We start from the raw sequence: 14505 nt of genomic DNA, 5'->3' as shown, positions 1-14505 counted from the left end.
AAATGTAGGCCAGATAAGGCGTTCACGCCGCATCCGGCAGGCGTGCACAGATGCCTGATGCGACGCTTTGCGCGTCTTATCAGGCCTACGGTTTACGGGCGAAATGTAGGCCGGATAAGGCGTTTACGCCGCATCCGGTAGGCGTGCGCAAATGATCAACGCATATTCAGTTTATTGGCGTGGTAGGCAATATGCTCGCCAATAAAACTGGAGACAAAATAATAGCTGTGGTCGTAACCTTCGTGATACCGGATTACCGCCTTGATATTCATCTCCTGACAGACCTTTTCAAGATTTTGAGTCCGCAGCTGTTCCACGTAAAAATCATCACTCAATCCCTGATCAACCATTATTTCTGCAACGCGTTGACCTTGTGAAATAAGGCTCACCGGATCGTAATCCAACCAGGTTTCTTTATTTTCACCAAGATACGCGGCAAAGGCTTGCTGGCCCCACGGTACTTGCGAAGGGGAAACTATGGGCGAAAACGCCGAGACGCTGACATACTCATCTGGGTTACGCAGCGCCAGTACCAGCGCGCCCAGCCCGCCCATAGAATGACCTGAGATAGACTTTCTGGCCGTTGCCGGAAAATGTTGCATCACTAAATCCGGCAGCTCGCTGCGGATATAGTCATACATTTTGTAATGCTCTTTCCACGGCGCTTGCGTCGCGTTCAGGTAAAACCCAGCACCTTGCCCGAGATCGTAACGGTCGGCATCTGCGACATGACTGCCTCGCGGACTGGTGTCCGGCACAACAACAATAATGTTGTGTTCAGCCGCGTAACGCTGCATTCCCGATTTGGTAATGAAATTCTGCTCGTTGCAGGTCAGGCCCGAAAGCCAGTACAGCACCGGCAATTTTTCATTCGCGGCTTTTGGTGGGAGATAGACGCCGACATTCATTTCACATTTCAGTGATTGGGAATAATGCCGATACACATTTTGCCAGCCGCCAAAGCTGGCATGTTTTTCAATGAGTTCCATCAGTCATTATCTCACGGTTAATTCCCCGGACGGCTGCCCGGGGACGGTATTAAGAACCTCGTCTGAACTGTACGGGGTAAACCTGCGGGAAATCAGTAACGAATTACGGTTCGAATGGATTTGCCTTCATGCATCAGATCAAAGGCGTCATTAATTTCATCCAGGCTCATGGTATGCGTAACAAACGGTTCCAGGTCGATATCACCTTTCATCGCATCTTCAACCATACCCGGTAACTGGGAACGACCTTTCACGCCGCCAAACGCGGAACCTTTCCATACGCGACCGGTGACCAACTGGAATGGGCGCGTTGAAATTTCTTGACCGGAACCTGCTACCCCGATGATTACCGACTGACCCCAGCCGCGGTGCGCACTTTCCAGCGCCGCACGCATCACATTGACGTTACCGATGCACTCAAAGGTATGGTCGATACCCCATTTGTTGATATCCAGCAGGACATCTTTAATCGGTTTGTCGTAGTCATTCGGATTAATGCAGTCGGTGGCACCGAAACGACGCGCCAGATCGAATTTCTTCGGGTTCGTATCAATAGCAATAATCCGTCCCGCTTTCGCCTGACGTGCACCCTGAACCACAGCCAGACCAATCGCGCCAAGACCAAACACGGCAACAGAATCACCTGGCTGGACTTTAGCGGTGTTGTGTACCGCGCCAATACCGGTGGTCACGCCACAGCCCAGCAGGCAGACGTGTTCATGGTTTGCTTCTGGATTAATTTTGGCCAGAGACACTTCCGCGACCACGGTGTATTCACTGAATGTAGAACAGCCCATGTAGTGATAAAGCGGCTGCCCGTTGTAAGAAAAACGGGTGGTGCCGTCTGGCATCAGGCCTTTGCCCTGGGTTTCGCGAACCGCGACACAGAGGTTGGTTTTGCCGGAACGACAGAACTCACACTCGCCGCACTCTGCGGTATAAAGTGGGATCACATGGTCGCCTGGTTTGACGCTGGTTACGCCTTCACCGACTTCAACCACAACGCCAGCCCCTTCGTGACCAAGAACCACCGGGAACACACCTTCCGGGTCATCGCCGGAGAGGGTAAATGCGTCGGTATGGCAAACGCCGGTATGGGTAACTTTGATCAGCACTTCACCTTTTTTCGGTGGTGCAACGTCAATTTCAACGATTTCCAGCGGTTTACCGGGAGCAAATGCAACGGCAGCACGTGATTTCATCTTTCGCTCTTCCTCAATATGGTAATAGATTCAGCTATTTAAGATAGGCTCGAACCAGTTCAATAGTGTCGTCAACGGATTGGCTGACTTCACGGCTGTAGCAGTCATTTCGGTCAAACGTTTCCCGGATATGGCTTTCAAGCACTTCTGCCATCAGCCCGTTAGCCGCGCCCCGAACGGCGGCTATCTGTTGGAGTATGGCACGGCATTCGGCATCACCCTCCAGCGACCGTTCCAGAGCATCAATCTGCCCCCGAATACGACGAACTCGAGTAAGGACCTTTTTCTTCTCTTCCGGAGTACTGGGCATTTCGCACCTCATCATCTGCACGCAATATACTATAGGGGGGTATGCTATATGTCAATGCATACCCCCTATAGTATATAACACTGGAGAATAAAATTTATCCGGTGAATGTGGGCGGAAAACGAAAAGGAAAGTGTTTGGGCGCTAATCGGCAGGGAAGGCCGCCCTGGATAGCGGGCGGCAGAAGGAATCAGAATTTCCAGGTCAGATGGGCTGCGAGTTGCAAGCCGTCATAATCATCGGTTGGGGTGTCGTACCACACTTTACCTGCCGTCAGCCCCAAATTAAGTTGCTCTGTTAAAGGCTGAATACGCTGTAAACTGACGCTCTTCATACTGCCGTGTCGTGTCTCTGGCGACCAGTCATAAGTGTAAGCTCCGGTCCCGCGAGTTAGCCAAAGCTGGGTATAACCACCGCCGCGCGTATCGTTCAGGCGCAGGGAAATCATATTGCTGTAACTGCCGCCCGCATCGCTTGAGTCATAATGGGTATAGCGATAGCTGGTGATCACCGGGCCGGTATAAAGCGAAACGCCACCTTGCCAGGCATTAACGTCAACGTCATCGTAATATTTGGTGTAGCGATAACCAGTCGTGAACACCGTTTTTGGCAGCAGGGCCAGGTTAATATCCTGACGAAAATCCTGGCGGGCAAAGACCGGCGTATTATCCGCAAATGCAATACCCGTTCGGGTCGTTAGCCAGTTATTCCATTTATACCAGACCGCACCCTGGCCGCGTGTGGCATTGAAACTTTCAGTCTCGTAATCTCGACGTCCCTGGGAAAGATTGAAAAGCAGTGTTGCGTTTTCAACTTTTGCGACCAGTTCGGCATACGCTAAATTACGGTTACCATGATCGCCAGAATAATCGGTAAAATCGTAGCCTGCGGTAATAGATGTTAATCCGGCATAAGCGGGCAATGCGCTAAAGACTACTGCCGCTAATAACGTCCGTTTTATCATTTTATTCTCCTGTACGGATAAGTTCTTGCCGGAGTGAGTAATTTCCGGTAGGTAAATTACGTTCTACAATAACGTGTGGACCAAGCTGTGTATTCGGAGAAATAATTCGCCCCGGTAAAATAATAACCTGCACGCCAAGTCGTGAACGCTGACCAATATAACAACCTAATTTATCGCATCCGGTAGCGATAGTACCTTCCGCGGTGCGAACCGATATTGGCTGTTCATCCAGGCGATGATTACTGGTACGCACCAGCGCGCCTAAATATGCCCCGCTTGCTACCACCGAGTCGGCAATAAAACATTGCGGGCCAATCGTTGCTTCCGCTTCAATAACCGCATTTTTTATTTCTGTGGCAAAACCAATTTTTACACCATTACTGATTACCGTGTTGGGGCGAATAAAAGCATAATTGCCAATCAGGCAATTTGCGCCAATCACTACCGGTCCTTGAATCACTGCACCGTGGCAAATACGGGTATTGGTGCCAATAATAACTTCACCAGCACTCTCATCAATAATTACCTGGTCTGCAATCTGAATATTTTTCTCTTTAACATTAAGCTTCAGATAGCTTTTCAGTTCCTGCGACAGAAGAGTTGGAATAAGCGGTTGGCGCTTCCACCAGTGCGGAATAACGGGTGGGTTTGTCGCGCTGAGGTTCGCGTCCAGTAAAAAAGGCAATAAGTCCATAAATAATCCAGATGGCATAAGCTAATAATACATACACAACGGAAAAAGGCGCTAAAGGCACCAATAACCAGCAACGATGAAACCAGGCGCTAAAAGCACCAATAACACAAACTACGCCGACCCAGATAAGCGGAAACATTGCCAATATTACGCCATGTGGCCCGGTGGCGATGAATTCATTAAACCAGGTAGTGAGATAAATCCCAACGCCATAAAGCACAACCAGCAGCATGGGGAAAATACTGAATATGCCAAAGCGGCTAAATAAAAGTTTTTTATGTAGGCGCATACATACCGCGTAGCCCACAATCCAGCGCCGCCAGCGTCGCCATTCATCAAGCGGACTATTGCATTCCTGCGGATAAACGATGCAGCGATTCGCTTGACGAACACGGTAGCCATTAGCCACCAACGTCCAGGTAAGGTCGAGGTCTTCGACTTTGGTACGATCAGAGAAACCAAATTTACGCAGCACATCGGTGCGAAACATCCCGCAGGCTCCGCTGACAATAAACGGCGCACCACCCAATAGTTGCTGTAGCGTGCGCTTCATAACGATCATTGGCAACTTCACCGTCGCGCGGATGTGCGGCAGCAGGCCAGCGCCTTTTAACGCGGTGGAGGGAATGCCGCCTACAGCGTCAGCGCCGCGCTCAATTTCCGCCAACATATAGCCCATGCCGTTTTTATCGGGCGGGACGTAGGTATCGGCATCGCTTAAAAAAACCTGGTTGCAGGTGGCGTAGTTGAGGCCATTCATTAGCGCACCACCTTTACCGGTATTTTTTTGCGTGACGGCAACAAAGCGGTCGCCCCATTTACGTTTTACTTCTGCCATGACTGCTTCGGTATTATCAGTGGAGCCGTCGTTAACGCAAATTACCCGGCAAAAATAAGGGTTGCGTAGCAGATTTTCCAGCGACTGAGCCAGACAAGGGCCTTCGTTATAGGCAGGAATAATTGCGTCAATGCAGCCTTTTTTTTGGCTGGGCTTACGCCTTAACGTACTCAGGAACCATAGTAATATTGCTACGGCCATACATATAAAGATCCAGGTTTTCATGCAATCTGCTCAAAGAATCATTTTATGAATAACAAAGCCTTCACCCAGGTCGCTATTGACCTGTTGTCCGCGAAATTGTGCGACAGCACGCAAACGTTCTGGGCGCATATAATCACGCAGACTCTGACTTTTATGTTTTTGTAACGCGTTTAGTTTTATAGAAAAATATTTCTCTTCCACGGATTCAAAAACCTGGGGCATAAATGAAAGCCAGGTACTTGGCGTTTCGTAGCCGAGAATTTGAGGAATTGCCCGACAGGCCACCATTGACGCCTGATAAACGGCCAGATGATCCTGATGGCGGTCGGCATCATGCATGGTATAGACACGAATGATTTCAACATCAGACGGAATTTGAGACTTAATGATATTTTCCAGGGCGGTAATCATATCATTGAGATGTAAATGAGCACGGGTATCAGCAAAATTAAGATGAATAGTCTGCTGGCATCCTAATATCTTTAGGGCTTCGCGTGACTCTGCGTGGCGATCGATTATTCTATCGGTACCAGAATTGCCGGTAGTCATAACTACGGCAGCAATATAAATTCCTTTTTGCGCAAGACGAGCGAGCGATGCGCCGCAGCCTAATTCTATATCGTCAGGGTGTGCGCCAATAGCAAGAATACCTTTCTTTTTATTTTTTGAAGAAAGGAGAGCAGAATTTAAAACCTTATCCACTTAATGACACTCCATTTTAATTATTATACTGCAAGCGCAGCGATACGCGCAGAGACGTAATCTCTGGCGCAAGCAGACGTTAAAATTTATACGTAGTGAAAGTTGCTAATAACTTAGTGCCAGGATGCTATGAGGGCCTGAAAATCGACAGGGTAAAGTTTTTTTTACGTAGTTCATATGTTATGTTTTTGTGTGTTTGCTATGTATAGTTATTTTCTTTTGTGCATTGTATTTAGATGTGAATTAGTTTGTCAATTAATTGCATTTAAAAAATATGTTCAATGAACGGATATTGTTTATATACATGTTGTGAATGTAATATGCGGTGGGTGAAAAACAATACAATAGTATATTTAATGCGAATATAATAACTTTGTCATATATTTTGGTTTTAATAAAAACAAGAAGATAGTAAATCTCGTAATCTGACTTTTTATGCATCAATAAAATGCAGTACAGCAATTTCCCCGAGTTGTGGGATGATGCTAATTGCATAATTAACCTTTCCTTTGCTGTTTTTTTGCTAAGAATAAAATCATCTGTACCATAACGACTAATTCTTTTATCAAATGTCTTTGTCCGCGAATACTGCTCCCATAACAAGACAGGGGAGCAGACAATCATGGCAATTTCATCGCGTAACACACTTCTTGCCGCACTGGCATTCATCGCTTTTCAGGCGCAGGCGGTGAACGTCACCGTGGCCTATCAAACCTCCGCCGAACCGGCGAAAGTCGCACAGGCTGATAACACCTTTGCCAAAGAGAGCGGGGCGACGGTGGACTGGCGTAAGTTTGACAGCGGGGCCAGCATCGTGCGGGCCTTGGCATCGGGCGATGTGCAAATCGGTAATCTTGGTTCCAGCCCATTGGCGGTAGCTGCCAGCCAACAGGTGCCGATTGAAGTCTTCTTGCTGGCGTCAAAACTGGGCAACTCTGAGGCGTTGGTGGTAAAGAAAGCCATCAGCAAACCGGAAGACTTGATTGGTAAACGTATCGCCGTGCCGTTTATCTCCACGACACACTACAGCCTGCTGGCGGCGCTGAAACACTGGGGCATTAAACCTGGGCAAGTGGAGATAGTGAACCTGCAGCCGCCCGCGATTATCGCCGCCTGGCAACGGGGAGATATCGATGGCGCTTATGTCTGGGCGCCGGCGGTTAACGCCCTGGAAAAAGACGGCAAGGTGCTGACCGATTCTGAACAGGTCGGGCAGTGGGGGGCGCCAACGCTGGACGTCTGGGTAGTGCGGAAAGATTTTGCCGAGAAACATCCAGAGGTAGTGAAAGCGTTCGCCAAAAGCGCCATCAATGCTCAGCAACCGTATATTGCTAACCCTGACGCCTGGCTGAAACAGTCGGAAAACATCAGCAAACTGGCGCGTTTAAGCGGCGTGCCGGAAGGCGATGTGCCGGGGCTAGTGAAGGGAAACACCTATCTGACGCCGCAGCAGCAAACGGCAGAACTGACCGGACCGGTGAACAAAGCGATCATCGACACTGCCCAGTTTTTGAAAGATCAGGGCAAAGTCCCCGCCGTGGCGAATGATTACAGCCAGTACGTTACCTCTCGCTTCGTGCAATAAAAGGAGGCGCAGATGCTGCAGATCTCTCATCTTTACGCCGATTATGGCGGTAAACCAGCACTGGAAGATATCAACCTGACGCTGGAAAGCAGCGAGCTGCTGGTTGTGCTGGGACCGTCCGGCTGCGGCAAAACCACGTTGCTGAATTTAATTGCTGGTTTTGTGCCTTATCAGCACGGCAGCATTCAACTGGCGGGCAAACACATTCAGGGACCGGGAGCAGAACGCGGCGTGGTTTTTCAGAATGAAGGATTGCTACCGTGGCGCAATGTGCAGGATAACGTGGCGTTCGGTCTGCAACTGGCGGGGATGGAGAAAATGCAGCGTCTGGAAATTGCTCTCCAGATGCTGAAAAAAGTAGGTCTGGAAGGCGCAGAAAAACGCTTCATCTGGCAGCTTTCTGGAGGCCAGCGTCAGCGAGTGGGGATTGCCCGCGCGCTGGCGGCAAATCCCCAACTGTTATTACTCGACGAGCCGTTTGGCGCGCTGGACGCCTTTACCCGCGACCAGATGCAAACCTTGTTGCTGAAACTCTGGCAGGAGACGGGCAAGCAGGTGCTGTTGATTACTCACGATATAGAGGAAGCGGTGTTTATGGCGACCGAGCTGGTTCTGCTTTCGCCAGGGCCAGGGCGTGTGCTGGAGCGTCTTCCGCTCGACTTCGCTCGCCGCTTTGTTGCGGGAGAATCGAGTCGCAGCATCAAGTCCGATCCACAGTTTATTGCCATTCGCGAATATGTTTTAAGCCGCGTATTTGAGCAACGGGAGGCGTTCTCATGAGTGTGCTCATTAACGAAAAACTGCATTCGAGTCGGTTGAAATGGCGCTGGCCGCTCTCGCGGCAAGTGACCTTAAGCATTGGTACGTTAGCGGTTTTACTCACCGTATGGTGGACGGTGGCGACGCTGCAACTGATTAGCCCGCTGTTTTTGCCGCCGCCGCAACAGGTACTGGAAAAACTGCTCACCATTGCCGGACCGCAAGGCTTTATGGACGCCACGCTGTGGCAGCATCTGGCTGCCAGCCTGACGCGCATTATGCTGGCGCTATTTGCAGCGGTGTTGATCGGTATTCCGGCCGGGATCGCGATGGGACTTAGCCCTACGGTACGCGGCATTCTGGATCCGGTAATCGAGCTTTATCGTCCGGTGCCGCCGCTGGCCTATTTGCCGCTGATGGTGATCTGGTTTGGTATTGGCGAGACGTCGAAGATCTTACTGATCTATTTAGCGATTTTTGCACCGGTGGCGATGTCGGCGCTGGCGGGGGTGAAAAGCGTCCAGCAGGTTCGCATCCGTGCCGCCCAGTCGCTGGGGGCCAGCCGTATACAGGTGCTGTGGTTTGTCATTTTGCCTGGCGCGCTGCCGGAAATCCTCACCGGATTACGCATTGGTCTGGGTGTGGGTTGGTCTACGTTGGTGGCGGCGGAGCTGATTGCCGCAACGCGAGGCTTAGGTTTTATGGTCCAGTCAGCAGGTGAATTCCTCGCGACTGACGTGGTGCTGGCGGGGATCGCGGTGATTGCGATTATCGCATTTCTTTTAGAACTGGGTCTGCGTGCGTTACAACGCCGCCTGACGCCCTGGCATGGAGAAGTACAATGAGTGAACGTCTGAGCATTACCCCGCTGGGGCCGTATATTGGCGCACAAATTTCGGGTGCCGACCTGACGCGCCCGTTAAGCGATAATCAATTTGAACAGCTTTACCATGCGGTGCTGCGTCATCAGGTGGTTTTTCTGCGTGAACAGGCGATAACGCCACTGCAGCAACGTGCGCTGGCCCAGCGCTTTGGCGAACTGCATATTCATCCTGTTTATCCTCATGCCGAAGGGGTTGACGAGATCATCGTACTGGACACCCATAACGATAATCCGCCGGATAACGACAACTGGCACACCGATGTGACATTTATTGAGACGCCGCCAGCAGGGGCGATTCTCGCAGCGAAAGAGTTGCCATCGTTCGGCGGCGATACGCTCTGGACCAGCGGTATTGCTGCCTATGAGGCGCTTTCTGTTCCTTTCCGCCAGCTTTTGAGCGGGCTGCGTGCGGAGCATGATTTCCGTAAATCGTTCCCGGAATACAAGTACCGCAAAACCGAAGAGGAACATCAACGTTGGCGCGAGGCGGCCGCGAAGAATCCGCCGTTGTTACATCCAGTGGTGCGTACTCATCCGGTGAGCGGCAAACAGGCACTGTTTGTTAATGAAGGATTTACCACGCGAATTGTCGATGTCAGCGAGAAAGAGAGCGAAGCCTTGTTAGGCTTTTTGTTTGCCCATATCACCAAACCGGAGTTTCAGGTGCGTTGGCGCTGGCAACCGAATGATATTGCGATTTGGGATAACCGCGTGACTCAGCATTATGCGAATGCCGATTATTTGCCACAGCGACGGATTATGCATCGCGCAACGATTCTCGGGGATAAACCGTTTTATCGGGCGGGGTGAAGAGGAAATGCCGGGTTGGGATAACCCGGCATAATGATCATTAACGCAGAATCTTCTTCTCAGCCAGATCCAGCGCAAAGTAGCTGAAAATCAAATCCGCACCCGCACGCTTAATCGAACCTAAGCTTTCGAGCACCACTTTCTCTTCATCTATAGCACCTGCCAGCGCGGCGAATTTAATCATCGCGTACTCGCCACTCACCTGATACGCGCCAATCGGCAATTCAGTACGTTCACGCAGCTCACGCACGATGTCGAGGTACGCACCAGCTGGTTTAACCATCAGGCAGTCTGCGCCCTGGGCTTCATCCAGCAGTGACTCACGAATCGCCTCACGACGGTTCATTGGGTTCATCTGATAGCTTTTGCGATCGCCTTTTAATGCGCTTCCGGCAGCTTCACGGAACGGTCCATAAAAGGAAGAGGCGAATTTGGTCGAATACGACATAATCGCCGTATCTTTAAAGCCCGCAGCGTCCAGCGCCTGGCGAATCGCCTGTACCTGGCCGTCCATCGCGGCGGAAGGGGCGATAAAGTCTGCGCCTGCAGCAGCAGCAACCACGGCTTGCTTGCCTAAATTTTCCAGAGTCGCGTCGTTGTCGACGCCGTGATCGCACAACACGCCGCAGTGTCCGTGAGAAGTGTATTCACAGAAACAGGTGTCTGACATGACGATCATTTCTGGCACGGTCTGCTTGCAGATGCGCGACATACGCGCCACCAGACCATCTTCCCGCCAGGCATCACTGCCGGTTTCATCAGTATGGTGAGATATGCCGAAAGTCATCACTGAACGAATACCGGCGTTGGCGATGCGTTCAATTTCGCGTGCCAGATGTTTCTCTGGAATGCGCATCACGCCAGGCATGGCTTCAACGGCTTTGTAGTCGTCAATTTCTTCTTCAACAAAGATCGGCAACACCAGGTCGTTAAGGCTAAGTGTTGTCTCTTCAAACATAGCGCGCAGCGCAGGAGATTTGCGCAGGCGACGAGGGCGTTGGATTAAGTCTGTCATGGTCTGCCTGATGTTTGTGGAATTAAGGTGCACAGTATACCTGAAGCGGGGCCGGAGTGTTTTACGAAAGTTGTCGCGATGTTGATAAGAAGAGAATGAAAGAGAGGCCAGGACATCTTTGTAATAGAAATAGCAATGATTTTATATTCACTGAAAATATTTTTAATTTTTATATATAACTCTTAATTATTGTTTTTGTTGATTTGGTTGGGCTGTCAAAAATTGAATGGCTTAAAGTTCATTGTTTATTGATAAATTATTTATCTGATTTGTTGGTTTGATATTTTTAGAGGCTATGCTTCAAAATCAACCCTTTCATTAACGTGTTGAAATATTGTGTTTTTATCGATTTTTCCTTTGCGCGTGCGGATGTTTTTTATATATGTCCACATTCGGACTTAGGGGAAAGAATAATTGAACCATTCGTCTGTAACGCAGCATAATCGTTAGCGCGAAACATAATATGTTTTCTATGCATTGATAATTGATGGATCAACTTATTACGTCCCTGAGGAGGGATGACAAATGCACTCCTGGAAAAAGAAACTTGTAGTATCACAATTAGCATTGGCTTGCACTCTGGCTATCACCTCTCAGGCTAATGCAGCGACCAACGATATTTCTGGTCAAACTTACAATACTTTTCATCACTACAACGACACCACTTATGCTGATGACGTTTACTATGATGGTTATGTAGGCTGGAACAACTATGCCGCTGATAGCTATTACAACGGCGATATCTACCCGGTCATTAATAACGCTACCGTTAACGGCGTAATTTCTACCTACTATCTGGACGACGGTATTTCTACTAATACCAACGCCAATAGTCTGACAATCAAAAACAGCACTATTCACGGTATGATTTATTCCGAGTGCATGACAACTGATTGTGCTGATCGTGCGGATGATTACTACCATGACCGTCTGGCGCTGACCGTTGATAACTCAACGATCGACGACAACTACGAACACTATACATATAACGGCACCTACAATAATGCCGCTGATACTCATGTTGTAAACGTATTTAACATTGGTACGGCTATCACTCTGGATCAGGAAGTTGATCTGTCCATCTCTAATAACTCTCACGTAGCAGGTATTACGCTGACTCAGGGTTATGAGTGGGAAGATATCGACGACAACACTGTCAGCACTGGTGTAAACAGCAGCGAAGTATTTAATAATACCATCGCTGTTAAAGATTCTACCGTGACCTCTGGTTCATGGACTGATGAAGGTACTACTGGTTGGTTTGGTAATACCGGTAATGCCAGTGATTACAATGGTAATGGCTGGAATGCTGATGATATCGCATTAGCCGTTATTGCACATCCTGATGCTGATAACGCTATGCAGACCACTGCAACATTCGATAATTCCACACTGATGGGTGATGTATTCTTCTCAAGTAACTTTGATGAGAACTTCTTCCCACATGGTCGTGATAGCTATCGTGATGCTGACGGTGATGTAGATACTAACGGTTGGGATGGTACCGATCGCTTGGATCTGACCCTGAACAATGGTAGCAAGTGGGTTGGTGCAGCAATGTCTGCACATCAGGTTGGTGTTGATATTGATGGCGATGGTGTAAATGAATCTTATACCTATGATATCAATACCGAAGCCACTGCCACTCTGATCGACATCGCAGCTAACAGCCTGTGGCCTTTATCAACAGTGGGCGTGGAAAATAGCGACTCTGCATACAGCGAATTTGATCACATCATCGGTAACGAAGTTTACCAGAGCGGTCTGTTCAATGTGACCTTGAACACCGGTTCACAGTGGGATACCACCAAAACTTCTCTGATCGACACTCTGAGCATCAACAGTGGTTCAACTGTTAATGTTGCTGATTCAATGCTGATTTCTGACTCTATCTCTCTGACAGGTCTTTCTGCGCTGAACATCAACGAAGATGGTCACGTTGCAACTGATTCACTGACTATCGACAACAGTACCGTAACCATCTCTGATGAAGTTTCTGCTGGTTGGGCTGTAGGTGATGCAGCTCTGTATGCGAACAACATCAAAGTGACTAACGACGGTATTCTGGATGTAGGTAACACCGCGGCGAATGCTCTTCAGGTTGATACTCTGAACCTGACCAGCACCACTGATACCAGTGGTAACATTCACGCTGGTGTATTCAACATCGAAAGCAACCGCTTCGTACTTGATGCAGACCTGACCAACGACCGTACCAACGACACTACCAAGTCAAACTACGGTTATGGCTTAATCGCAATGAACTCTGATGGTCACCTGACTATTAACGGTAACGGCGATAACGATAACACTGCTTCTATCGAAGCTGGTCAGAACGAAGTTGATAACAATGGTGACCATGTTGCAGCTGCAACCGGTAACTACAAAGTTCGTATCGACAACGCTACTGGTGCTGGTTCTATCGCTGACTACAACGGCAACGAGCTGATCTACGTTAACGACAAAAACAGCGACGCTACCTTCTCTGCTGCTAACAAAGCTGACCTGGGTGCATACACCTACGAAGCTCGTCAGGAAGGTAACACCGTTGTTCTGCATCAGACCGAGTTGACTGACTACGCTAACATGGCGCTGAGCATCCCGTCTGCAAACACCAATATCTGGAACCTGGAACAAGACACCGTTGGTACTCGTTTGACCAACTCTCGTCATGGTCTGGCTGATAACGGTGGCGCATGGGTAAGCTACTTCGGTGGTAACTTCAACGGCAACAACGGTACCATTGACTACGATCAGGATGTTAACGGCATCATGGTCGGTGTTGATACCAAAATTGATGGTAACAATGCTAAGTGGATCGTCGGTGCGGCTGCAGGCTTCGGTAAAGGCGACATGAATGACCGTTCTGGTCAGGTGGATCAAGACAGCCAGTCTGCCTACATCTACTCTTCTGCTCGCTTCGCGAACAACATCTTTGTTGATGGTAGCTTGAGCTACTCTCACTTCAACAACGATCTGTCTGCAACCATGAGCAACGGTACTTACGTTGACGGTAGCACCAACTCTGACGCATGGGGCTTCGGTTTGAAAGCCGGTTACGACTTCAAACTGGGTGATGCTGGTTACGTAACTCCTTACGGCAGCATTTCTGGTCTGTTCCAGTCTGGTGATGACTACCAGCTGAGCAACGACATGAAAGTTGACGGTCAGTCTTACGACAGCATGCGTTATGAACTGGGTGTAGATGCAGGTTATACCTTCACGTACAGCGAAGACCAGGCTCTGACTCCGTACTTCAAACTGGCTTACGTCTACGACGACTCTAACAACGATAACGATGTGAACGGCGATTCCATCGATAACGGTACTGAAGGGTCTGCGGTACGTGTTGGTCTGGGTACTCAGTTCAGCTTCACCAAGAACTTCAGCGCCTATACCGATGCTAGCTACCTCGGTGGTGGTGACGTAGATCAAGATTGGTCCGCGAACGTGGGTGTTAAATATACCTGGTAATATTCTTCACTCTGAAGAAATACTGGTAATTTAATCTAAATAATGCCCGTCAAGGATTTGACGGGCATTACTGCAAAGG

At 49.2% G+C, this 14505-nt stretch carries 13 protein-coding genes and 1 pseudogene; 6 read left to right on the top strand and 8 right to left on the bottom strand.

Going from position 1 to position 14505, the window contains the following annotated elements; translation table 11 throughout:
* Window positions 1-155 precede the first annotated feature (155 nt).
* The 6 genes from fghA to AACU94_RS15450 form a co-directional block, all read right to left on the bottom strand.
* Window positions 156-989, bottom strand: coding sequence for an S-formylglutathione hydrolase (gene fghA / locus AACU94_RS15475; protein WP_135489734.1), 834 nt, complete (start codon window positions 987-989; stop codon window positions 156-158).
* Window positions 990-1081: 92 nt separating this feature from the next.
* Entirely contained in the window at window positions 1082-2191 is a 1110-nt protein-coding gene (gene frmA / locus AACU94_RS15470; protein WP_000842102.1) for an S-(hydroxymethyl)glutathione dehydrogenase, read from the bottom strand.
* Between the two features lie 34 nt (window positions 2192-2225).
* Window positions 2226-2501 carry a formaldehyde-responsive transcriptional repressor FrmR gene (gene frmR, locus AACU94_RS15465; protein WP_001141271.1) on the bottom strand — a complete coding sequence of 92 codons (276 nt, stop codon included), beginning with the start codon at window positions 2499-2501 and terminating at the stop codon, window positions 2226-2228.
* A gap of 187 nt (window positions 2502-2688) precedes the next feature.
* Window positions 2689-3462, bottom strand: coding sequence for a YaiO family outer membrane beta-barrel protein (locus AACU94_RS15460; protein WP_135404441.1), 774 nt, complete (start codon window positions 3460-3462; stop codon window positions 2689-2691).
* 1 nt (window position 3463) lies between these two features.
* On the bottom strand, window positions 3464-4057 hold the full coding sequence (locus tag AACU94_RS15455) for an acetyltransferase (RefSeq protein ID WP_240726492.1): 594 nt from the start codon (window positions 4055-4057) through the stop codon (window positions 3464-3466).
* Window positions 4023-5219 carry a glycosyltransferase gene (locus tag AACU94_RS15450; protein WP_135489733.1) on the bottom strand — a complete coding sequence of 399 codons (1197 nt, stop codon included), beginning with the start codon at window positions 5217-5219 and terminating at the stop codon, window positions 4023-4025. Before AACU94_RS15450 ends, AACU94_RS15455 begins: the two co-directional genes overlap by 35 nt.
* Before the next feature lie 24 nt (window positions 5220-5243).
* Between AACU94_RS15450 and AACU94_RS24765 the strand changes: the two genes are divergently transcribed.
* Complete coding sequence (locus AACU94_RS24765) at window positions 5244-5363, top strand: hypothetical protein (RefSeq protein ID WP_445236447.1); 120 nt, start codon at window positions 5244-5246, stop codon at window positions 5361-5363.
* Window positions 5364-5489: 126 nt separating this feature from the next.
* Here the strand turns inward: AACU94_RS24765 and AACU94_RS24760 are convergent.
* Window positions 5490-5900, bottom strand: a pseudogene (locus tag AACU94_RS24760) (PIG-L deacetylase family protein); the annotation flags it as partial.
* A gap of 622 nt (window positions 5901-6522) precedes the next feature.
* Between AACU94_RS24760 and tauA the strand changes: the two are divergent.
* From tauA to tauD, 4 genes are read left to right on the top strand one after another with little or no spacing between them, the layout of a single operon-like run.
* Window positions 6523-7485 carry a taurine ABC transporter substrate-binding protein gene (gene tauA / locus AACU94_RS15440; RefSeq protein ID WP_135489729.1) on the top strand — a complete coding sequence of 321 codons (963 nt, stop codon included), beginning with the start codon at window positions 6523-6525 and terminating at the stop codon, window positions 7483-7485.
* Window positions 7486-7497: 12 nt separating this feature from the next.
* On the top strand, window positions 7498-8265 hold the full coding sequence (tauB, locus tag AACU94_RS15435; protein WP_130215378.1) for a taurine ABC transporter ATP-binding subunit: 768 nt from the start codon (window positions 7498-7500) through the stop codon (window positions 8263-8265).
* Window positions 8262-9089 (top strand): taurine ABC transporter permease TauC, encoded by an 828-nt coding sequence (gene tauC, locus AACU94_RS15430; RefSeq protein ID WP_135489727.1) that lies wholly within the window; start codon window positions 8262-8264, stop codon window positions 9087-9089. Before tauB ends, tauC begins: the two co-directional genes overlap by 4 nt.
* The gene (gene tauD, locus AACU94_RS15425) at window positions 9086-9937 is read left to right on the top strand and encodes a taurine dioxygenase (RefSeq protein ID WP_135384917.1); all 852 of its coding nucleotides are present in this window, start codon (window positions 9086-9088) and stop codon (window positions 9935-9937) included. Before tauC ends, tauD begins: the two co-directional genes overlap by 4 nt.
* A 40-nt stretch (window positions 9938-9977) precedes the next feature.
* Here tauD and hemB read toward each other — a convergent pair whose 3' ends face one another.
* Window positions 9978-10952 carry a porphobilinogen synthase gene (gene hemB, locus AACU94_RS15420; RefSeq protein ID WP_130223277.1) on the bottom strand — a complete coding sequence of 325 codons (975 nt, stop codon included), beginning with the start codon at window positions 10950-10952 and terminating at the stop codon, window positions 9978-9980.
* 525 nt (window positions 10953-11477) lie between these two features.
* On the opposite strand from hemB, the gene ehaB reads away from it, so the two are divergent.
* Window positions 11478-14426 (top strand): autotransporter adhesin EhaB, encoded by a 2949-nt coding sequence (gene ehaB / locus AACU94_RS15415; protein ID WP_135489725.1) that lies wholly within the window; start codon window positions 11478-11480, stop codon window positions 14424-14426.
* Window positions 14427-14505 lie beyond the last annotated feature (79 nt).

Source organism: Escherichia sp. E4702, from assembly GCF_963883545.1.
Classification (GTDB): Bacteria; Pseudomonadota; Gammaproteobacteria; order Enterobacterales; family Enterobacteriaceae; genus Escherichia.
Note: the sequence above shows the minus strand (reverse complement) of the source record. Positions and strands in the feature narration are given on the sequence as shown.